At 71.7% G+C, this 21646-nt stretch carries 19 protein-coding genes; 3 read left to right on the plus strand and 16 right to left on the minus strand.

What is annotated here, in order from left to right; translation table 11 throughout:
• Positions 1-26: 26 nt before the first annotated feature.
• Positions 27-653, minus strand: a complete 627-nt coding sequence (locus M8C11_RS04490) for an FMN reductase (RefSeq protein WP_252448475.1) — start codon at positions 651-653, stop codon at positions 27-29.
• Positions 650-1750, minus strand: a complete 1101-nt coding sequence (locus tag M8C11_RS04495) for an LLM class flavin-dependent oxidoreductase (RefSeq protein ID WP_120570474.1) — start codon at positions 1748-1750, stop codon at positions 650-652. Before M8C11_RS04495 ends, M8C11_RS04490 begins: the two co-directional genes overlap by 4 nt.
• A 138-nt stretch (positions 1751-1888) precedes the next feature.
• Here M8C11_RS04495 and M8C11_RS04500 point away from each other — a divergent pair, with 138 nt between their 5' ends.
• From M8C11_RS04500 to M8C11_RS04510, 3 genes are all read left to right on the plus strand, one after another.
• On the plus strand, positions 1889-2527 hold the full coding sequence (locus M8C11_RS04500; RefSeq protein ID WP_252448476.1) for a DNA-3-methyladenine glycosylase: 639 nt from the start codon (positions 1889-1891) through the stop codon (positions 2525-2527).
• Positions 2528-2682: 155 nt separating this feature from the next.
• Positions 2683-3108, plus strand: a complete 426-nt coding sequence (locus M8C11_RS04505; protein ID WP_013285554.1) for a hypothetical protein — start codon at positions 2683-2685, stop codon at positions 3106-3108.
• Positions 3109-3189: 81 nt separating this feature from the next.
• Complete coding sequence (locus M8C11_RS04510; RefSeq protein ID WP_252448478.1) at positions 3190-3543, plus strand: MmcQ/YjbR family DNA-binding protein; 354 nt, start codon at positions 3190-3192, stop codon at positions 3541-3543.
• Positions 3544-3627: 84 nt separating this feature from the next.
• Here the strand turns inward: M8C11_RS04510 and argH are convergent, their stop codons facing one another.
• The 14 genes from argH to rplT form a co-directional block, all read right to left on the minus strand.
• The gene (gene argH / locus M8C11_RS04515) at positions 3628-5091 is read right to left on the minus strand and encodes an argininosuccinate lyase (RefSeq protein ID WP_030271078.1); all 1464 of its coding nucleotides are present in this window, start codon (positions 5089-5091) and stop codon (positions 3628-3630) included.
• A gap of 14 nt (positions 5092-5105) precedes the next feature.
• Positions 5106-6311 (minus strand): argininosuccinate synthase, encoded by a 1206-nt coding sequence (locus tag M8C11_RS04520; protein ID WP_252448480.1) that lies wholly within the window; start codon positions 6309-6311, stop codon positions 5106-5108.
• The gene (locus M8C11_RS04525; protein ID WP_013474917.1) at positions 6308-6820 is read right to left on the minus strand and encodes an arginine repressor; all 513 of its coding nucleotides are present in this window, start codon (positions 6818-6820) and stop codon (positions 6308-6310) included. Before M8C11_RS04525 ends, M8C11_RS04520 begins: the two co-directional genes overlap by 4 nt.
• On the minus strand, positions 6817-7743 hold the full coding sequence (gene argF / locus M8C11_RS04530; RefSeq protein WP_252448482.1) for an ornithine carbamoyltransferase: 927 nt from the start codon (positions 7741-7743) through the stop codon (positions 6817-6819). Before argF ends, M8C11_RS04525 begins: the two co-directional genes overlap by 4 nt.
• Positions 7740-9017 (minus strand): acetylornithine transaminase, encoded by a 1278-nt coding sequence (locus tag M8C11_RS04535; RefSeq protein WP_252448484.1) that lies wholly within the window; start codon positions 9015-9017, stop codon positions 7740-7742. Before M8C11_RS04535 ends, argF begins: the two co-directional genes overlap by 4 nt.
• Positions 9014-9901: an acetylglutamate kinase gene (gene argB / locus M8C11_RS04540; protein ID WP_120570481.1), complete on the minus strand. Its 888-nt coding sequence runs from the start codon at positions 9899-9901 to the stop codon at positions 9014-9016. Before argB ends, M8C11_RS04535 begins: the two co-directional genes overlap by 4 nt.
• A complete protein-coding gene (argJ, locus tag M8C11_RS04545; RefSeq protein WP_252448486.1) occupies positions 9898-11070 on the minus strand; it encodes a bifunctional glutamate N-acetyltransferase/amino-acid acetyltransferase ArgJ in 1173 nt (390 codons plus the stop codon). Before argJ ends, argB begins: the two co-directional genes overlap by 4 nt.
• On the minus strand, positions 11067-12068 hold the full coding sequence (gene argC, locus M8C11_RS04550; RefSeq protein WP_121685668.1) for an N-acetyl-gamma-glutamyl-phosphate reductase: 1002 nt from the start codon (positions 12066-12068) through the stop codon (positions 11067-11069). Before argC ends, argJ begins: the two co-directional genes overlap by 4 nt.
• Before the next feature lie 157 nt (positions 12069-12225).
• Positions 12226-15621 carry a hypothetical protein gene (locus M8C11_RS04555; RefSeq protein ID WP_252448488.1) on the minus strand — a complete coding sequence of 1132 codons (3396 nt, stop codon included), beginning with the start codon at positions 15619-15621 and terminating at the stop codon, positions 12226-12228.
• Positions 15622-15623: 2 nt separating this feature from the next.
• The gene (locus tag M8C11_RS04560; protein ID WP_252448489.1) at positions 15624-16151 is read right to left on the minus strand and encodes a hypothetical protein; all 528 of its coding nucleotides are present in this window, start codon (positions 16149-16151) and stop codon (positions 15624-15626) included.
• A 336-nt stretch (positions 16152-16487) separates the two neighbouring features.
• Positions 16488-19052, minus strand: coding sequence for a phenylalanine--tRNA ligase subunit beta (locus M8C11_RS04565; RefSeq protein WP_252448490.1), 2565 nt, complete (start codon positions 19050-19052; stop codon positions 16488-16490).
• A gap of 26 nt (positions 19053-19078) precedes the next feature.
• A complete protein-coding gene (gene pheS / locus M8C11_RS04570) occupies positions 19079-20140 on the minus strand; it encodes a phenylalanine--tRNA ligase subunit alpha (protein WP_252448491.1) in 1062 nt (353 codons plus the stop codon).
• Between the two features lie 168 nt (positions 20141-20308).
• Positions 20309-21193: an RNA methyltransferase gene (locus M8C11_RS04575; RefSeq protein WP_252448492.1), complete on the minus strand. Its 885-nt coding sequence runs from the start codon at positions 21191-21193 to the stop codon at positions 20309-20311.
• Between the two features lie 32 nt (positions 21194-21225).
• Positions 21226-21618: a 50S ribosomal protein L20 gene (gene rplT, locus M8C11_RS04580; RefSeq protein WP_043324928.1), complete on the minus strand. Its 393-nt coding sequence runs from the start codon at positions 21616-21618 to the stop codon at positions 21226-21228.
• Between the last annotated feature and the right edge of the window lie 28 nt (positions 21619-21646).

Here is a 21646-nt window from a genome sequence, read left to right on the forward strand (position 1 = left end):
GCCGGTCCGGTCCGGTCCGCCAGGCGTCAGGACGGGTCGCGGCCCGCGAGCAGGTCGGCGAAGTCGGTGGTGAGCGCGAACGGGTCGGCCGGGCCGGTCGCGGGCGGACGGCGGTCCACCTGCTCGGCCAGCTCGGCCCCGGCCCGGCGGATCCGGGACCGCAGGGCGCTGTCGCCGTCGTCGCCGGCCCAGTCCTCCGGCGCGGCGAACACCGCCGTGGGCAGTGTCGCCGCCCGCAGGTACGTGAACATGGGCCGGACCGCGTGCTCCAGGGCCAGCGAGTGCCGGGCGGTGCCGCCGGTCGCCCCGAGCAGCACCGGCTTGCCGGCCAGCGCGTCCCGGTCGACCACGTCGAAGAACGACTTGAACAGCCCGTTGTACGACGCGTTGAAGATCGGCGTCACCGCGATCAGCCCGTCGGCGGCGGCCACCTCGTCGAGCGTGCGCCGCAGCGCGGCCGGTGCGAAGCCGGTGAGCAGGTGGTTCACCACGTCGTGGGCGTGCTCGCGCAGTTCGACCACGCGCAGCTCCACCGTCGCGCCGCGGCCGGCCAGCTCGTCGCGGGCGGCCGCGGCGAGCTGGCCGGCGAGCAGGCGGGTGGACGACGGCTGGCCGAGACCGGCCGAGACGACCGCCAGGGTACGGCCGGTCATCGCTGCTCCCCGGCGGCCGGGGCGGCGTCGCGGGCGGCCAGCAGGCTCGCGTGGGTGGGCGCCTCGGGCACGTGCGCGGGACGCATCGAGTCGAACTCCTTGCGCAGCACCGGCACCACCTCCTCGCCCAGCAGGTCGAGCTGCTCCAGCACGGTCTTCAGCGGCAGCCCGGCGTGGTCCATGAGGAACAGCTGCCGCTGGTAGTCGCCGACGTACTCGCGGAAGCCCAGCGTCCGGTCGATGACCTGCTGCGGGCTGCCCACTGTCAGCGGCGTCTCGCGGGTGAACTCCTCCAGCGACGGGCCGTGCCCGTAGACCGGGGCGTTGTCGAAGTAGGGGCGGAACTCGCGTACCGCGTCCTGGGAGTTGCGGCGCATGAACACCTGCCCGCCGAGGCCGACGATCGCCTGGTCCGGCGAGCCGTGGCCGTAGTGCGCGAACCGCTCCCGGTAGAGGCCGACCATCCGCTGCGTGTGCTCCTTGGGCCAGAAGATGTGGTTGGCGAAGAAGCCGTCACCGTAGTACGCGGCCTGCTCGGCGATCTCGGGGCTGCGGATCGAGCCGTGCCAGACGAACGGCGGCACGCCGTCGAGCGGGCGCGGGGTCGAGGTGAACGACTGCAACGGCGTACGGAAGCGGCCCTTCCAGTCGACCACGTCCTCGCGCCACAGCCGGTGCAGCAGGTCGTAGTTCTCGATGGCCAGCGGGATGCCGTTGCGGATGTCCTGCCCGAACCACGGGTAGACCGGGCCGGTGTTGCCGCGGCCCATCATCAGGTCCACCCGGCCGTCGGCCAGGTGCTGGAGCATCGCGTAGTCCTCGGCGATCTTCACCGGGTCGTTCGTGGTGATCAGCGTGGTCGAGGTCGACAGCAGCAGCCGTTCGGTGCGCGCGGCGATCCAGCCGAGCATGGTGGTCGGCGACGACGGCACGAACGGCGGGTTGTGGTGCTCGCCGGTGGCGAAGACGTCCAGGCCGACCTCCTCGGCCTTGAGCGCGATGGCGGTCATGGCCTTGATCCGCTCACGCTCGGACGGCAGCCGCCCGTTCGTGGGGTCGACGGTGACGTCACCGACGGTGAAGACTCCGAACTGCATGACCAGCTCCTCGCGTGGGGTCCGGACCGGTCGCCCGGGATCGCTCCTCACAACATATTTGACGAGTCAACTATTCCGGCGGCCGCCCACCCCGGCGTGGCCCGGATCACGCGCCACCCACCGACTACCCTTGCCGCGATGACGTACCCCTGGCTCGACGCACCGGCCGCCCGGATCGCCGACACCGCGCGGACGCTGCTCGGCTGGACCGTGTCGGCCGGCGGCGTCACCGTCCGGCTCACCGAGGTCGAGGCGTACGCGGGCACCGGCGAGGACCCGGCGTCGCACGCCCACCGCGGGCCGACGCCGCGCAACAGGGTCATGTTCGGGCCCGCCGGGCACGTGTACGTGTACTTCGTGTTCGGCATGCACTGGTGCGCCAACATCGTCTGCGGTCGCGACGGCGAGGCGGCGGCGGTGCTGCTGCGCGCGGGCGAGGTGGTCGACGGCGTCGAGATCGCCCGCGAACGCCGGCCGCGCGCCACCGACCGGGAGCTGGCCCGCGGACCGGCCCGGCTGGTCACCGCGCTCGGGCTCGGGCGGGAGGCGAACGGCACCTCGGCGATCGACGGCAGCGGCCCGCTGCTGCTGACGCCACCGGCGAGCCCGGTCGACCCGGCGCGGATCGTCGCCGGGCCGCGAGTCGGGGTGGCTGCCGCACACGACCTGCCGTGGCGGTTCTGGCTGGCGGACGAGCCGAGCGTCAGCGTCTACCGGCGGCACGTCCCACGCCGTCGGCCCGGCCCGACAGCCCCGGTGCGGAACTCACCGGCCTGAATCGGCCGTTCCGGGCAACCCGGAACACCCCGCGGCGCGTCTGTGGTGGCATGACGCGCCGTCTTCTCACCACGCCCTGAGCGCACGACCTTTTGCACGAATGACTTTCAACAGGGTGTTGACAACAGGCCATTCTTGGGTGTGGGATGGACGGCATGGTCACCGTGGACAACGACCCGTTCACCGCTCCGGATGCTGCCCAGGCCCGGGCCCACCGCAACTACGCGGCGCTGCTGCGGATCGCCGAGCGGCACGCCGGCACCAACTCCCGCCGCAGGCGTTATGCCCACCCCGACGTGCCCGACGCCTACGAGGCGGCCACGCTGGTGATGGCGCTCGCCGGTGGCGCCGAGCTGGACGAGGGCGAGGAGCCCGTCGACCAGGCCGACCTGATGGCCGCGCTGACGCTGATCCCGCACGTGCGGGCCGAGGTGGACGCGCTGGAGGCCGGCCTGTTGCAGGTGGCCCGCGGCCGGGGCATGACCTGGCAGGCGATCGCCTTCGGGCTGGGGCTGGGCAGCGCCCAGGCGGCCCGGCAGCGCTACGAGCGGCTCACCGTCCGCACCGGCACCGGCGACTGATTCGGCACACCGGCGGCCGGGCGACGCGGGCTGTCACAGCGGCGGGCGAGACTGTGCCGGACGACGGCACGGGAGGACGCGATGACGCGCGAGGAGATGCTGGCCTACTGCCTGGCCAAGCCGGGAGCCTGGCTCGACCGGCCGTGGGAGGGCGACGAGGTGGTGAAGGTGGGCAGCCGCATCTTCGCGTTCCTCGGCTCCCCGGAGGGTGAGGCGCGGCTCGGGGTGAAGTGCGGGCCGTCCCGGGAGGTGGCCGACGAGTGGCTGCACCGATTCCCCGACGACGCGCGCCCCTCCCCCTACATCGGCCGGTCGGGCTGGAACACGCTGCGGCTCTCCGGCGGCATCCCTGACGACGAGCTGATCGAAGCGGTCGACGGTTCGTACGACGCGGTGGTCGCGAAGCTGCCCAAACGCGAGCGCCCGACGCGCTGACCGGGAAGCGCGGCCCGCAGATCTTGGTACGGAAGCGCCCATACAGGGCCGTTCCGTACCAAGATCTCGGGGCAGCCGTGAAGGTCAGCGGGGGACGACCCGCTCGGCGGCCCACTCCCGCCAGCCGGTCAGCTTGTCCGCCGCGGCGGCGAGCTGGTCGGCGACCGGACCGGGGCCGGTGGAGCCGGGCGTGATGCGGGCGGCCAGCGCCGAGCGCACCGAGAGCACGTCGCGCACCGACGGGTCCAGGTGCTCGCTGACCGCGGCCAGGTCGGCGTCGGACACCTCGTCCAGCGCGCAGTCGCGGGCCGCGCAGAGCGCCACCAGCTTGCCGGTGATCTCGTGCGCGTCGCGGAACGGCACGTTGCGCCGGACCAGCCAGTCGGCGACCTCGGTGGCCAGCGAGAAGCCCGACGGGGCGCTCGCGACCAGCCGGTCCACCCGGACCGTCATCGTGGAGATCATCCCGGCCAGCGCGGGCAGCAGCAGCTCCAGCGTGTCGACCGCGTCGAACGCCGGCTCCTTGTCCTCCTGCATGTCCCGGTCGTACGTCATGGGCAGGCCCTTGAGCATGGTGAGCACGCTCATCAGGCCGCCGACCAGCCGGCCGGACTTGCCCCGGGCCAGCTCGGCGATGTCCGCGTTCTTCTTCTGCGGCATGATCGACGAGCCGGTGGCGAAGGCGTCGTCCAGCTCGACCCAGCCGAACTCCTGCGACGTCCAGAGCACCACCTCCTCGCCGAGGCGGGACAGGTGCACGCCGATCATGGCGGTGACGAACAGGAACTCGGCGACGAAGTCGCGGTCCGCGACCGCGTCCATCGAGTTGGCGAACGAGGTGCGGAAACCCAGCTCCTTGGCGACCGCCACCGGGTCCAGCGGCAGCCCCGAGCCGGCCAGCGCGCCCGCGCCGAGCGGGCTGATCGCGGTCCGCTCGTCCCAGTCACGCATCCGTTCCAGGTCGCGCAGCAGCGGCTGCACGTGGGCCAGCAGCCAGTGGCCGAACGTCACCGGCTGGGCGTGCTGGAGGTGGGTCATGCCCGGCGCGGCGGTGTCCACGTGCCGCTCCGCCTGCTCCACCAGGGCCTCGGCCAGCTCGACCAGCCGGGCCGCCACGCCGCGGGCGTGGTCGCGCAGGTAGAGCCGCAGGTCGGTGGCGACCTGGTCGTTGCGGGACCGGCCGGCGCGCAGTTTGCCGCCGAGGCTGCCGAGGCGTTCCAGCAGGCCGCGCTCCAGCGCGGTGTGCACGTCCTCGTCGTCGACTGTCGGGCGGAACGCGCCGGAGGCGCACGCCGCCTCCAGGTCGTCCAGCGCGGCCAGCATCCGGCCCAGTTCGTCCGGGTCGAGCAGGCCGGCGCCGGCGAGGACCCGGGCGTGCGCGCGGGAACCGGCGATGTCGTACGGGGCGAGGCGCCAGTCGAACTGGACGCTCACCGACAGCCGCGCGAGCGCCTCGGCGGGACCGCCGGCGAACCGGCCGCCCCAGAGGCTCGTCCGGTTGGCGGGGGCGCTGTTCTCGGTCAGGCTCTTGTCGTCCACCCCACCCATTGTGGTGCCCCCCATCAGGCCCCTCCCATCCGGGCGTCCCGTTGCGCGGCCATCTTGCTGGGCAGTCCCCACAGTTGCACGAATCCCTTCGCCAGCGACTGGTCGAACGTGTCGCCGGTGTCGTAGGTGGCCAGGCCGAAGTCGTAGAGGCTCGCCTCGGAGCGCCGGCCGGTCACCACCGCCCGGCCGCCGTGCAGGCGCAGCCGTACCTCACCTGTGACGTGCCGCTGGGCGTCGTCGATGAACGCGTCCAGCGACCGCTTCAGCGGCGAGAACCAGAGCCCGTCGTAGACCAGCTCGCCCCAGCGCTGGTCGACGCCGCGCTTGAACCGGGCGAGATCCCGCTCGACTGTCACCGCCTCCAGCTCCTGGTGAACGGTGATCAGGGCGAGCGCGCCTGGCGCCTCGTACACCTCGCGGCTCTTGATGCCGACCAGCCGGTCCTCGACCATGTCCAGCCGGCCCACGCCGTGCGCCCCGGCCCGCCGGTTCAGCTCCCGGATCGCCTGGTACGGGGTGACCGTCTCGCCGTCGATCGCGACCGGGACACCGCCGTCGAAGGTGATCACCACGTCGTCCGGGTCGCGTTCCGAGGCCGGGTCCTCGGTGTACGCGTAGAGGTCCTCGACCGGTGCGTTCCAGATGTCCTCCAGGAAACCGGTCTCCACGGCCCGGCCCCACAGGTTCTGGTCGATCGAGTACGGCGACTTCGCCGACACGTCGATCGGCAGGCCCTTCTCCTCGGCGAACGCGATCGCCTTGTCCCGGGTCCAGGCGAAGTCCCGGGCCGGTGCGACGACCTTCAGGTCGGGCGCGAGCGCGGCCAGGCCGACCTCGAACCGGACCTGGTCGTTGCCCTTGCCGGTGCAGCCGTGCGACACGATCGTGCCGCCGTGGGCGCGCGCCGCCGCGACCAGGTGCTTGACGATCAGCGGCCGGGACAGCGCGGACACCAGCGGGTAGCGGTCCATGTAGAGGGCGTTGGCCCGGATCGCCGGCAGGCAGTAGTCGGCGGCGAACTCGTCGCGGGCGTCGACCACCTGGGACTCGACGGCGCCGCAGTCGAGCGCGCGCTGCCGGATCACGGTCATGTCCTCGCCGCCCTGGCCGACGTCGACGGCGACCGCGATGACCTCCGCGCCGGTCCGCTCGGCCAGGTACGGGATGGCGACCGAGGTGTCCAGGCCCCCGGAGTACGCCAGCACGACCCGCTCGGTCACGAGGTGCCCCCTTCGGCTGTGTCGTCGCGGCGGGCCCAGGCGGCGAGCCGCTCACCCAGCGCGGCCCCGCCGTCGGCCTCGCGGGCCACGACGAGGATGGTGTCGTCGCCGGCGATGGTGCCGACGATCTCGGACAGGCCGGCCCGGTCCAGCGCGCTGGCCAGGTACTGCGCCGCACCCGGCGGGGTGCGCAGCACCGCGATGTTGCCGCTGGAGTCGACACCGTTGAGCAGCTCACGCAGCAGCCGGACCAGCCGGGCCGGCGCGCCCTCGGCGTCGCGCAGCGGCCGGTGCCCGTCCTCCGGGATCAGGTAGACGCCCCGCCCGTCGCCGCCCCGCGCGGTCACCGCTCCCAGTTCCTTCAGGTCGCGCGACAGCGTGGCCTGGGTGACCTGGATGCCGTCCCCGGCGAGCAGGTCGGCCAGCTCGGTCTGCGAGTGGATGGGGGTGTCGCGGATCAGCTCGACGATGCGGGCGTGCCGCGCGGCGCGGGTCAGCGGAGCGGTCATGCGGATTCCTCCAGGAGAAACGTCAGCAGCGCCTTCTGGGCGTGCAGCCGATTCTCCGCCTGGTCGAACACCGCGCTGTGCGGGCCGTCGAGCGCCTCGTCGGTGATCTCCTCGCCCCGGTGGGCGGGCAGGCAGTGCAGCACGATCACGTCGGCGTCGGCGTGGCCGAGCAGCTCGGCGTTGACCTGGTACGGCAGGAACGGGGTGATCCGGTCCAGCCCGTCGTCCTCCTGCCCCATCGACGTCCACGTGTCGGTGGCGATCACGTGCGCGCCGCGTACCGCCTCGGCCGGGTCGGTGAGCACCTGCACCGAACCGCCGGTGGTGGCGGCGATCTTCTCGGCGCGGGCCACGATCTCCGGGTCCGGCTGGAACCCGTCCGGCCCGGCGATCCGCACGTGCATCCCGGCGGTCGCGCCGGCCAGCAGGTACGAGTGGGCCATGTTGTTCGCCGCGTCGCCCACGTACGTGAGGATCCGCCCGGCGGTGCCGCCGAAGCGTTCCCGCACGGTGAGCAGGTCGGCCAGCAGCTGGCAGGGGTGGTACGTGTCGGTGAGCGCGTTGACCACCGGCACCGTGGCGTGCGCGGCGACCTCGGCGATCCGGTCGTCGCCGTGGGTGCGCAGCACGATCGCGGCGACGTAGCGGGACAGCACCCGGCCGGCGTCGCCGAGCGTCTCGCCCCGGCCGAAGTGGGTGACCTGGGTGTCCACCACGAGCGGGTGCCCGCCCAGCTCGGCGATGCCCACGTCGAACGAGATCCGGGTGCGCAGGCTCTGCTTGTCGAACAGCACCGCGACCGACTTCGGCCCGGCCAGCGGCTGGTGCCCGTACCGGTCGGCCTTCATCCGGGCGGCGAGGTCGAGCACGGCGGCCTGCTCGGCGGGCGTGAGGTCGTCGTCGCGCAGGAAGTGGCGGATCATGCGGGAGCCTCCGTCGGGGTCGTGGCGTCGGTCGCGGCGGTGCCGGCGGTCGCGGTGCCGGCGCGAAGGCCGGGCACGGGGGCGCCGGCGGGTGCGGCGGTGCCGGTGGGAACGGCGGCGGACAGCGCGGCCGGCAGCGCGGCGAGGAACGCGTCGGCCTGCGCCGCGGTGAGGATCAGCGGCGGGGCGAGCCGGACCACGTCCGGCTGCACCGGGTTGACCAGGAAGCCCGCCTCGCGCAGCTCCGCTGCGGCCGCGGCGGAGACCGGCTGGTCGAGCACGATGCCGAGCAGCAGCCCGGCGCCGCGTACCTCGCGGACCAGCGGGTGCCCGAGCGCCTCGACGCCGCGCCGCAGGCGCTCGCCGACGCGCTTGACGTGGTCGAGCAGGCCCTCGTGCGCGATCGTGGAGACCACCGCGAGCGCGGCGGCGCAGCTGACCGGGTTGCCGCCGAACGTGGTGCCGTGCGAGCCGGGGGTGAGCAGGTCGGCGGCCCGGCCGAAGGCCAGGCAGGCGCCCAGCGGCAGGCCGCCGCCGAGGCCCTTGGCGAGCGTGATCACGTCCGGCTCGACGCCCTCGGCCTGGTGGGCGAACCAGTGACCGGTGCGGCCGACGCCGGTCTGCACCTCGTCCAGCACCAGCAGGGCGCCGTGCGCGGCGGTGATCCGCCGGGCCGCGGCCAGGTAGCCGGGCGGCGGGACGACCACGCCGTTCTCGCCCTGGATCGGCTCGATGATCAGCATGGCGGTGTCGTCGGTGACGGCCTCGGCCAGCGCGTCGGCGTCGCCGAACGGCACGTGGGTCACGTCGCCGGGCAGCGGGCGGAACGGGTCGGCCTTGGCGGGCTGGCCGGTCAGCGCCAGCGCGCCCATCGTCCGGCCGTGGAAGCCGCCGTGGGTGGCGACCACGTGCCGGCGGCCGGTGAGCCGGGACAGCTTGAACGCGGCCTCGTTGGCCTCCGCGCCGGAGTTGGCGAAGAACACCCGGCCCGGACGGCCGGCCAGCGCCAGCAGCAGCTCGGCCAGCGCCACCGGCGGCTCGGCGACGAACAGGTTGGACACGTGCCCGAGCGTCGCGACCTGCTTGCTGACGGCGGCCACCACCGCCGGGTGGGCGTGTCCGAGCGCGTTGACGGCGATGCCGCCGAGCAGGTCGACGTACTCCCGGCCGGTCTCGTCGACCACGACGGCGCCGGAGCCGGAGACGAGCGCCAGCGGCGGCGTGCCGTAGTTGTCCATCATGGTGGCGTTCCACCGCTGCACCAGCGTGCTCATGACTCGATCACCATGGTTCCGAAGCCCTCCGACGTGAACACTTCCAGCAGCGTGGAGTGGGCGACCCGGCCGTCGACGACGTGCGCGGCCGGTACTCCCCCGCGCACCGCCCGCAGGCAGGCCTCCATCTTCGGGACCATGCCCGACTCCAGGGACGGCAGCAGCTTCGCCAGGTCGTCCGCGGTGATCTCGCTGACCAGGCTGGACGTGTCCGGCCAGTCGGCGTACAGGCCCGGCACGTCGGTCAGCACGACCAGCTTGCGGGCGTCCAGCGCCACGGCGAGCGCGGCGGCGGCGGTGTCCGCGTTGAGGTTGTGCAGCACCCCGTCGGCGTCCGGCGCGACTGTCGAGATGACCGGGATCCGGCCGGCCTCGATCAGGTCGGTCACCGCCGAGACGTTCACCGACTCCACATCGCCGACCTGGCCCACGTCGACCGGTTCCCCGTCCACGTACGCGGGACGGCGCACCGCCGTGAACAGCCCGGCGTCCTCACCGGAGAGGCCGACCGCGTACGGGCCGTGCGCGTTGATCAGCCCGACCAGTTCCCGGCCGACCTGACCGACGAGGACCATCCGGACCACGTCCATCGCCTCCGGCGTGGTGACCCGCAGGCCACCGCGGAACTCGCTGGCGATGCCGAGGCGGCCGAGCATGGCGGAGATCTGCGGACCGCCGCCGTGCACCACGACCGGCTTCAGGCCCGCGTAGCGCAGGAACACCATGTCGGCGGCGAACGCCCGCTGGAGTTCGGGGTCGACCATGGCGTTGCCGCCGTACTTGACCACGACCGTGGCGCCGGAGAAACGGGCCAGCCAGGGCAGCGCCTCGATCAGCGTGGCGGCCTTGGCCTGTGCCCGGGTGAGGTCAGCGGAAAGATTCATGTGGAGTATGCCGAGTTCTCGTGGACGTACGCGTGCGAAAGGTCGTTGGTCCAGATGGTGGCGGCGTCGGCACCGGCGTGCAGGTCGATGCGGACCGTGACGCCGCGGCCGGTGAGGTCCACCTTGGCGCGGTCCTCGGCGGCGGCGCCGCCCCGGCACACCCAGATGCCGTTGACCGCGACGTCCACGCCGTCCGGTTCGAACACGGCGGCGGTGGTGCCGACCGCGGCGAGGATCCGGCCCCAGTTCGGGTCGTTGCCGAACAGCGCGGTCTTCACCAGGTTGTTGCGGGCCACCGTGCGGCCCACCTCGACCGCGTCGTCCTCGCTCGCCGCGCCGACCACCTCGATCGCGACCTCCTTGGTCGCGCCCTCGGCGTCGGCCAGGAGCTGCTGGGCCAGGTCGTGGCAGGCGGCGGTGACCGCGACGGTCAGCTCCTCGGCGGTCGGCTCGATGCCGGAGGCGCCGCTGGCCAGCAGCAGCACCGTGTCGTTGGTGGACATGCAGCCGTCGGAGTCGATCCGGTCGAACGTGATCCGGGTGGCGGCGCGCAGCGCGGCGTCCAGGGCGTCCGGCCCGGCCACCGCGTCGGTGGTGAGCACGCAGAGCATGGTGGCCATGGCCGGGGCGAGCATGCCCGCACCCTTGGCCATGCCGCCGACGGTCCAGCCCGTACCCTGTGCCACAGTCGTCTTGGGCCGGGTGTCGGTGGTCATGATCGCTTCGGCCGCGGCCGGGCCGCCGTCGCGCGACAGGCCGCGCACCGCCTCGCGTACGCCGGGAAGCAGCTTGTCCATCGGCAGCCGCTCGCCGATCAGACCGGTCGAGCAGACCGCGACCTCGCCCGCGCCGACGATGAGCCGGGCGTTCGCCGCGGTGATCGCGGCGGCGGTGTGCTCGGCGGTGGCGTGGGTGTCCTGGAAGCCGGCCGGTCCGGTGCAGGCGTTCGCGCCGCCGGAGTTGAGCACCACGGCGCGCACGACGCCGCCGTGCACGACCTGCTGGCTCCACAGCACCGGCGCGGCCTTGACCCGGTTGGCGGTGAACACACCGGCCACACCGGCGTCCGGGCCGTCGTTGATCACGAGGGCGACGTCGGCGGCGCCGGAGGACTTGAGTCCGGCCGCGACACCTGCGGCGCGGAACCCACGGGGGACGGTGACGCTCACGGGGCCACTCCAAACACGGACAGACCGGTGGTCTCCGGGAGACCCACCATCAGGTTGGCGTTCTGCACGGCCTGACCGGCCGCGCCCTTGCCGAGGTTGTCGATCGCGCTGACCACGATCACCCGCCCCGAGTCGACGTCCACCGTCGCCTGGAGGTGGCAGGAGTTCGAGCCGGCGGTCGCGGCGGTGTGCGGCCACGCCCCCTCGGGCAGCACGTGCACGAAGGGCGCGTCGGCGTACGCGGCGGCCAGCACCGCGCGCGGGTCGGCGTCGCCGGTGGGCACCGCGGTGACTGTGGCCAGGATGCCCCGGGGCATCGGCGCGAGCACCGGCGTGAAGGAGAGGCCGGTCGCGCCGGTGGCCTGCTTGATCTCCGGTACGTGCTGGTGCGCGCCCACCTTGTAGGGCGTCAGGTCGCCCATCACCTCGCTGCCGAGCAGGTGGGCCTTGGCGGCCCGGCCCGCGCCGGAGGTGCCGGAGGCGGCGACCACCACCACGTCGTCGGGGCGTACCGCGCCGGCGGCGATCAGCGGGGCGAGTGCCAGCGTGGTCGCCACCGCGTAGCAGCCGGTGCTGGCGACCCGCGACGCGGCGGCGATCTCGGCCCGCCGGCCGGGCAGCTCGGGCAGCCCGTAGGTCCAGGCGCCGGCGTGCTCGCCGCCGTAGTAGCGGGACCAGGCGCCGGCGTCGCGCAGCCGGTGGTCCGCGCCGAGGTCGACCACCTTGACCGTGGCGGGCAGCGCCGCGGCGAGCGCCGCGGACTGCCCGTGCGGCAGGGCCAGGAAGACCAGGTCCGCGTCGGCCAGGGTCGCCGGTTCGGTGGCGGCGAACACCAGGTCGAGGCCGGCGAGGTGCGGGTGTACGGCGGTGACGGGCTGACCGGCCTGGCTGTGCGCGGTGGCGGCGATCAGCTCGAACTCGGGGTGACCGGCGAGCAGGCGCAGCAGTTCGCCCCCGGCGTATCCACTCGCCCCGGCTACAGCAACCCGAATGCCCATACCCACCTCCGCATGACTATGCAGAGGAGACTAGCCAACCTGTCACGCTGCTGCAAGTTCATACGTTAGACTGGATGGAAATTCAGCCCAGCCTCTTCGCCGCAGGGCCCCCTTCAGTGCGGGCAGCGCCCGGCGACGCCCGGCCCATACTGCCAAGTCAGATGGGCACGGTCTCGACGTCGCCCTCGTCAGCCAGGAATTGCCTCAGGACGGGCGTGAATTCGCGGCGCACGCCGCGAAACTCGCGGTTGGTGTTCAAACGGTCAGCACCGACTTCTGCCCAGTGGCCGATCCGAGCTGCCAGGCCACGTCGCTCGTCTGGGCCAAGCAAGGCGCTAGCGGTCAACCACTGGGTGCCATCACGCAGGATACTAACGTAGGTATGAGGCGATCTCTCCCCAAAAATTCCGGCGATCCGCTCTAGCTCCCCCATCGCCCGGAGCGCTTTTTCATGGAGGACCGGATCGTCCGGCCGGCGACGAGCCAGTCGCAAGCAGACCATCGCCCACGTCGTCACGACCTTGAAGTGGTCCTGACCGCCCTCGCAGCCCCGAGCGATTTCCAGGTAGTTCAACGCTTGGTCGAGGTCGCGGGCAACCTCGTACGAACCGCATTGCAACCAGTAATGAAAGTCCTCACTCAGGTAGTCGTGCAGGGAACGATAGAGTTCGCGGACCACGTCCGCAGAGAGCGCCGACTTGATCATCACTCGATGATTGATCAAAGCCACCATGGCTCGCCGCGTCGGGTCATTGCGATTGAGGATGTTCGCCCCCCTCTGTACATAGAATAGGATCAAGTTCTCGACAAGTTCCCGGTAGAGCGCCGGATCCCGGCGGAGGTTCTTCTCGGTCTCCTCGGCCACCCTGCGATGCCGGGTCCGCACATGCCCGGATTCCTGTTTAACCAGGATGCGAAGACCCGAAACAAGATGATCAATGGCTCGATTGACCGCCGGGGTCGGGGAGTCGGAGACGATCTGAAGCAGGGCATTCTGCGAGAGCGTGAGTGAGTGGTCCTCGTACTGCAGCGCTTCGAACAGGCAAACGGTGGCATAGATGGAGCGTTCCAGCTCCCGCAACTGCCTGAACTCGCTGGCAACCCGGTCCTCGAACCGAAACCCCGTGATGGCCTCGACCATCGCCGCCATGAGGTTCCGATACGACAGTTCACGTAGCCGGGCGACCCGAGCGTGATGCACCTTTAGGGCCTTGAGCTCACCCAACTGGCGCCACGAGTCCAGGTGGCGGACCAACCCGTCCAGGTCGTCGTCCGTCAGCCTCAAATGAGGCACCTTGGTCAGACCGGTCACCCCGTCCAGCAGGTCGCCCCGCGTGCTGCGGACCGTCGCCACGACCAGCACCGCGCCTCGGCGGCTGAGCTGATCGACCAGCGCCGCCGCCCGACTGCCGAAAATGTCGATATCGTCGATCAGCACCGCGTCGAGCCCCAGTTGTGCACACTCGGCGACGATTTCGGGGATGTCGCTGGTGACCCTCCGGTCAACCCACCCAACCGCTTGGCCACGTTCGTGAAGGTTCAGACCGAGCTGCATCAGTGCAGTCGACTTGCCGGTACCGGCGGCGTCCTGAAGTACGAGCACAGGCTTCGGCCCTTCCGGAGCCTCCGCAAGGCTAAGCATCGACTTGAAGGTCGAAAGCGCTGCGGGAACACCGTCCTTGACATCTCCCCACGTAGGGTCCGCACCACGCAGGTAGGCATCGTTTCCGGCGGGCGCGGTACGCAGCAAAGATGAGACAAGTTGGACGGCGCCCGCGTCGTCGAAGCCGGCTCGCAGACGGGCCAGCAATTGCGCCCCTCGGCGCAGTTCTTCGCTATCGGGATCTAGTCGAGCTTGAGCTATTTGCGGTAGCGATGCCCGCACCTGTCGCAGCCGCGAGCCGTTCAATTTCCACGTAGCGGTCTCGTCTGTGTCGGGAGCCACCACCAGTCTCGTCTGCTCTCCCTCCCAAACGTCGTCTGCCGTAAACCAGTCGAGGTAGGACCACAGGTGCTTGCTGCCCACGCTACTGGCCGCCACCACGAGCTGATTCGTGATCATGTCGGCCTTCATCTGCCTGAACCACAGGGCTCGGCTGCTCCGCCCACGGTCCTGGATGTCGAAGGAGACAGGGCTACCCTCACCGCCAGGTGCGATCCCGTTCATCGCGATCACCTCTAGTTGGCTTCGGGAGCTCCCTGGCACGTGCTTCCCGGCATCTACCACCACTACCTTGGAGCCCATGTTCAGGCGAGCCACGAGATCCTGGAAAATGTTGGTCCCGGTGCAGTCATAGATTCGGTACCAGGGTGCACGGAGAATCCTCAAGGCTGTCGCGTTGGCCTTGCTGCCGTCAGATACCAGCGTCCCTGAGACAATTCGGTCCACCGTCGCCCGGTCATGTCGACGCAATCGACGCATCGTGGCGGCCAGGGTCACCCGGTCGTCCACAAGCGGAATAGTGAGCTGCTCCATGAAGAGAGCGAAGACCTCGTCTGCGCTCCCCAACGGCGTACCCCACTCACTCCGAGACTCCTTTTCGATACCCGAGGTGACGACGAGGACCGCTTGCCCGGTGGCGAGCACCCGGTCGATCTCGCCCACGGCGCTCTCCACCGACGCGTCCGGTCGGGGCGATCGGGCGACGCCGGTCGGTGCCTGCTCTGTGAGCGCATCGCCTCCGCTCGACTCGTCCGCGGGCCCGAGCGCCATCGCGACCGTCGTACCGTCGAGTGTCCGCAAGGCGTGGTGCCCGGCGTCGGCGTGGACCGTCAACAGGTCCACCTGCGCCAGCCCAGGTTTCGGCACCCACCATCCCTCCCCAGCCCCTGAGGTCATCGTGGCGGCTAGCCCGATCACTGGGTTTTGAAGGGCCGCAGGCAATGCCACTGCCCTCGAACAGACAAGGACAACCGGGTAGGGAGCCGATTTCGCGTCGCTGCCCGGTATGGCGGCCCGCACCTGTTCTGGATGCAGCTCCGCCATGTCGGGCGTCGCGCCGCTCGTAAGCATGCGAAATACACTGTTCAGTCCAACCAACGCGACATGAGATGACCCCGAGTCAAGCAGTAGTGAGCCATCGCCTGGCAAGAGAGCGCTTCGCCACCGTGAGTCCCGGACCGCCCCATACCAGTCCTCAAAACGAGAAAATGCCTTGTGGACCAGACCAAGCACGTCGGTCTGCTCTGCAGAGAAGGTTTCGCGCAGGTCCGGCCACAGCTCCCCGAGTGCGCGAACGAGAGCGAGCTGAGGCGCCTGCGCTTGTCGGTCCCCAGCGCCCGGCACGGCCAGTACAGCAGGCAGCTCGGTGACGTCGGGACTTTCCAGGCAGGCTTCCAACATGCGGTTGACACCTGCGGTCAGCGCTTCGAACGACTCCGGTCTCGCCGTTGCCGTCAGGTCGCCGAGGAGGAGGATAACGTCGAGCGTCCCGCCCCGACGATGCAGATCGGCAATCGCCTCGATCGCGTCTCGGGTCAGCTCCTCCATCGACTCGGCGATCGACCTCGGCGCTGAGCATGCTAATAGCGCCAAGTCACCGTTCAGCGCCACGGTCAACCCTTCCTCGTGAGCACGACTGCCACTGATTCTTTGGCAAAACGAAGCGTGACATTGCGACGGTCACCACAGTGAGGCACTTCCACAGCGATATAGGCACCGGTTATCGATGCGATGTCCACCGTGCCTTCCACCCGCTGGCCCGAACGACCGCAAAGCGCTTCGAGGTCAGCCTGCCCCTTGTCGGTGAGGACCAGAACGCCCGGCTTCTCCTGACCCTTGACGAAGAGCGCCAGCGCCATGGTCGCCAGCGTGGCGGCGAGGGCCACGAGGGAGACGGCGTTGGCAACCGACTGACGTCGGTCGACCTGCAGGGCCTCCCGGTCACCCCGCTTCACCACTTCCCGGATCAACACGGCGGGGTCAGCGATCTCGTTTATCGCGTCAGGCGCCGGGGAGATGCCAGTCGCAATAGCCCGCACGTAGCAGACAGCTGCGGCAAGCCAACAGAAGATCGATATGCAAGCGGCGACACGAGTGATCGCGGCAGCCGAAGCAAGTGACGTAAACGTGAAGGTGGCCACCAGCGCACCGGCGAAGACAGTGACGACCGACTGCGCAGCTTGCGCCCGCGCCCGAGCGCTCTGGGCTACCCGGATCCGATCTGGGTAGTGAGCCTGCACCACTGCGTCAAATACCGCCGATACGAGGGGGCCTCTCGTCTCCGGCCTTGAAGTCCGGGATGAAGTCGACTGCGACATGCAAAGATCCTCGCTTCTGCCGGTCTCGACTCTAGACAGCCGAGATCGTCATCCACCGCGCTCTGTTGACTTCCGGACAGAACGTACAGACGCATGCCGTCGTCCCGGCAAGCCGATTACCCCCGCCGGAAGCGGCGGGGGTAATCGGGCAGGGTTGCGTCAGGCGCCGCGCAGCGTGGCGCCGAAGCGCTCGGCGGCGACAGCGACCGCCGCGTCGCGCGCGGCCACCGCCTCCTCGCCCGCGAGGGTCCGGTCCGGGGCGCGGAACGTCAGCTTGTACGCCAGCGACTTGCGTCCCTCGCCGAGCTGCTCGGAGGTGTAGACGTCGAACAGGCGGACGTCCTCAAGCAACGGGCCCGCGCCCTCGACCAGTGCCGCCCGCACCTCGGCGGCCGGCACCGAGTCGTCCACCACCAGCGCCACGTCGATCAGCGCCGGCGGGAACGTGGAGATGGTCGGGCCGGCCGCCAGCGGGGCAGCGGGCAGCGCGTCCAGGTCCAGTTCCATGGCGCTGGTACGCCGGGGCAGCTCCAGCGCGGCCAGCACGGCCGGGTGCAGCTCACCGGCGTGGCCGACGACCACGTCGTCCACCACCAGCTCGGCGCAGCGGCCCGGGTGCCAGGGCGCCCGCTCCCCGGCCCGTACCGTCACCCGGTCGGCGGGGATCCCGGCGGCGTCGAGCACCGCCCGGCCCGCCTCGACGGCGTCCGCCCAGCCGGCCGTGCGGCCCGCGCCCCACCAGCCGACCGGTTCGATCTCGCCGGTGAGCGCCACCGCGACGTGCCGGGGCTGGGCGGGTACGACCGCGTCGGCGGCGGCGAACTCCTCGTCGGTGGGCCGCCGGTCCACGCCCATCGCGGGCGGGGCGCCGGCGCCGGGACGCGGGTGGAAGACGGTGCCGATCTCGTAGATCGCCACGTCCCGCTGGCCCCGGCCGACGTTGCGCTTGACGATGCCGAGCAGCGGGCCGAGCAGCGTGGTGCGCAGCAGCGGCTCCTCCTCCGATAGCGGGTTCGCCAGGCGTACCGCGGGGCGGCGCGGGTCGTCGGCGGGCAGGCCGAGTTGGTCGACCAGCTCCGGCGCGACGAACGGCTGCGCCAGCACCTCGACGTAGCCGCGCTCGGCGAGCGAGCGGGCGACGGCCCGGCGGCGCTGCTGCTGCCAGGTCAGGCCCCGGCCGGGCGGCGCGGTGGGCAGCACCGACGGCACCCGGTCGTAGCCGTCGAGGCGTACCACCTCCTCCACCAGGTCGGCCGGGTCGGTCAGGTCGGGCCGCCAGCTCGGCGGCGTCACGGTCAGCACCTCGCCACCCCCGGCGGCGGAACCGCCACCGGCGGCCGTGCCGACGCTGCCCGGGTCCTCGGCGAGCCGGTCGGCGCCGCGGGTGACGGTGCAGCCGACCTGTTCCAGCAGCTCCACCACCCGGTCCGGCGAGTACGCCACGCCGACGCGCCGCGACGGCAGGTCCACCGGCAGCGTCACGGGCGTGCGCGGCGCGACGTGGTCGATGTCGAGCACCTCCCCGCCGGCGGTGCCGCCGGCGAGGTCGGTGAGCAGCCGGACCGCCTTCTCCAGCGCGACGAGCGGCAGCGCCGGGTCGACGCCACGCTCCCACCGCTTCGCGGCCTCGCTGAACAGCTTGTGCCGTCGCGCGGTACGGCCGACGGTGGCCGGATCCCAGTGCGCCGCCTCGAAGAGCACGTTCGTGGTGGAGGCGAGCACCTCGCTGGTCTCGCCGCCCATCACCGCGGCCAGCGAGATCGGACCGGTGTCGTCGCAGATGACCAGGTCCTCGGCGGACAGGGAGCGGCTCACCCCGTCCAGCGTGGTCAGCTTCTCCCCCGCCTCGGCGCGGCGCACCACGAGCGTGCCGGCGATCCGGTCCGCGTCGAAGGCGTGCATCGGCTGGCCGAGTTCGAGCATCAGGTAGTTGGTGATGTCGACGGCGAGCGAGATGCTGCGCACCCCGGCCACGGTGAGGCGCTGCCGCATCCAGCCGGGCGTCTCGACGGTCGGGTCGACGCCGCGCACCATCCGCGCCGCGAACCGGTCGCAGCCGACCGGGTCACGGACCTCCACCGGGTACGCCGGCTCGGCGGTCCCGCCGGGCGCGGGCGCGTCGGCCGGGTCGCGGAACGGCACGCCGAGCGCGTGCGACAGCTCCCGGGCGATGCCGCGCACGCTCAGCGCGTACCCGCGGTCCGGGGTGATCTCCATCTCGACCACGACGTCGTCCAGGCCGACGACGGGCCGCGCGTCGTCGCCGGGCTGGGCCTTGACGTCCTCGGGCAGCACGACGATGCCCGAGTGGTCGTCGCCGAGCCCCAGCTCCTGGGCGGAGCAGATCATGCCGTGGGAGTTGCGCCCGTACGTCTTGCGCGCGCCGATGGCGAACCCGCCCGGCAGCACGCCCCCGGGAAGGATGACCACGACCTTGTCGCCCACGGCGAAGTTGCGCGCCCCGCAGACGATCTCCTGCGGCTCGCCGGTGCCGTTCGCGGCGCCGACGTCCACCCGGCAGAAACGGATCGGCTTCTTGAAGCCGGTCAGCTCCTCGATCTCCAGGACCTCGCCCACGACCAGCGGGCCGGTGACCGACTCGCGCAGGTCCACGACGGACTCGACCTCGATGCCGAGGTCGACCAGCGCCTGCTCCAGGTCGCCGGTGGGCAGGTCGGCCGGCAGGTCCACGTACTCCCGCAGCCAACTGACAGAGACTCGCATGACTGTTAAACCACCGTTCCCGTAGCTCAGGCGCCGAACGCGCGGGTGAACCGCACGTCGCCCTCGGCCATGTCCCGCATGTCACTGACGCCGTGCCGGACCATCACGGTCCGGTCGATGCCCATGCCGAACGCGAATCCGGAGTAGACCTCCGGGTCGATGCCGCAGGCGCGCAGCACCCGCGGGTTGACCATGCCGCAGCCGCCCCACTCGACCCACTGCGGACCGTCCCGGTGCTCCGGGAACCAGACGTCGAACTCCGCCGACGGCTCGGTGAACGGGAAGTAGTGCGGCCGCCAGCGCGTCTTCGCGCCCTCGCCGAACATGGCCCGGGCGAAGTGGTCGAGCGTGCCGCGCAGGTGCGCCATGGTGATGCCCTTGTCCACCACCAGGCCCTCGACCTGGTGGAACACCGGCGCGTGGGTGGCGTCCAGCTCGTCGGTGCGGTAGACCCGGCCGGGCACCACCACGTAGATCGGCGGCTTGCGGGTGAGCATGGTGCGCGCCTGCACCGGCGACGTGTGCGTGCGCAGCACGAGGCCCGAGCCTTCGGGTGCGATGTGGAACGTGTCCATCAGGCCGCGCGCCGGGTGGTCGGCCGGGATGTTCAGCGCGTCGAAGTTGGTCCACTCCAGCTCGACCTCGGGGCCCTCGGCCACCTCGTAGCCCATGCCGATGAACAGGTCGCTGATCTGCTCCATCAGCACGCTCAGCGGGTGGCGGGCGCCGCGCGGCCGGCGGTCGTACGGCAGGGTCACGTCGACCCGCTCCTCGACCAGCACCCGCGCGGCCCGTTCCCGGTCCAGGATCTCCTGCCGGGCGGCGTACGCGGACTCGATCGCCCGGCGGGCCTCGTTGACCCGCTTGCCGGCGTCGGCCTTCGCGGCCGGCGGCAGCGCGCCGATCTCCCGGCGGGCCAGCGACACCGGGGACCGGTCACCGAGGTGCGCGGGGCGCAGCGCGGCGAGCGCGTCCGGGTCGGCGGCCCCGGCGAACGCCTTCTCGGCGTCGGCCACGGCCCCGGACAGGGCGTCCGGGTCGAGCAGGGCGACCTGCTTCGGGTCGTACGGATCGTTGCGGTAGCTCATGGTGAACGGGCACTCCCTCACGGCGGCGCCGACCCTCACGGGTGGCTAGGCGAGTCTACGGACGCGCGGCTTCGCCGCAGCCCGCCGGTGGGGAGTCGTGCAGGGGGAAGGGTCAGGCCCGCCGCCCGCCGACACCGGCGGGCTGGCTAAACGAACGCCGTGGCGCGTTCATGACGAGGCGGACTCCCCTGCTGTCTCGTGCGTGGCCCTGGGGGCACGCTGTGCTCTGGCGGAAGAATACAGGCACACGGCCGCCGCCGCAGCCAGGTTCAGGCTCTCCGCGCGCCCGTGCAGCGGCACCCGGACCCGGGCGTCGGCCGCGCCGATCAGCTCCTCGGACAGGCCGTGCGCCTCCGAGCCGAACAGCCACGCGGCAGGTGTGGCCAGCCTTCCTGCGTCGGCGAGGTCGTCCAGGTCGCTGTCGCCGTACCCGGTGGTGGCGAAGATGGTGAGGCCGGCGGCCCGCAGCGCCTCGACGGCGGCGAGCGGGTCGGCGGCGCGCACCACGTCGACGTGGAAGAGGCTGCCGGCGGAGGCCCGCACGCACTTGCCGTTGTAGGGGTCGACCGCCTCGCCGGCGAAGACCACAGCGCCCGCGCCGGCCGCGTCGGCGGTGCGCAGCACCGTGCCGGCGTTGCCCGGGTCGCGGATCCCGGCGAGCACCGCGACCAGTCGCGGCCCGCGCGCCACAGCCTGCTCCAGGGGTACGTCGAGGTGCCGGCAGACCGCGACCAACCCCTGCGGTGCGACGGTCTCGGTGAGCGCCGCGAGCGCGTCGTCGGTCACCTCGGAGACCGGCACGTCGGCCCGGGCGGCAGCGGCGGCGAGATCGGCGTACCGGTCGAGCGCCGCCGGGATGCCGAACAGCTCGACCACGGTGCCGGTGCGGGCGAGCGCCTCCCGGACCGCCTGCGGCCCCTCGGCCAGGAATCGGCCGGCCTGGTCGCGGTCGCGCCGGCGCTGCAACCGGCGTGCCGCCACGACCCTGGGGGTACGCGGGGTGAACGGTCCGGGAACGGCGTCGAGGCGCCTCCCCTGCGACTGTGACTGCATGGGAGACGCCTCGATCTGCCGTACGGGGTGGGTCAGGCGGCCTGAGCCGCGGCGCCACCGGTGCCCTCGGCCGCCACGGCGGCGCGGGCCAGCTCGACGATCGCCGCGAACGAGGCGGCGTCGTTGACGGCCATGTCGGCCAGGATCTTCCGGTCGACCTCGATGCCGGCCAGGCGCAAGCCCTGGATCAGCCGGTTGTAGGTCAGGCCGTTGGCCCGGGCGCCGGCGTTGATCCGCTGGATCCAGAGCTGCCGGAAGTCGCCCTTGCGGTCGCGACGGTCCCGGTAGGAGTACTGCATCGAGTGCAGCACCTGCTCCTTGGCCTTGCGGTACAGCCGGGAGCGCTGACCGCGGTAACCACTCGCGGTCTCCAGCAGGGTACGACGCTTCTTCTGGGCGTTCACAGCCCGCTTGACGCGTGCCATCTCAACTCCTTCTTCGGTTCAGGTGGCT

It is taken from the genome of Micromonospora sp. CPM1, assembly GCF_023896895.1.
Lineage (GTDB): Bacteria > Actinomycetota > Actinomycetes > Mycobacteriales > Micromonosporaceae > Micromonospora > Micromonospora tulbaghiae.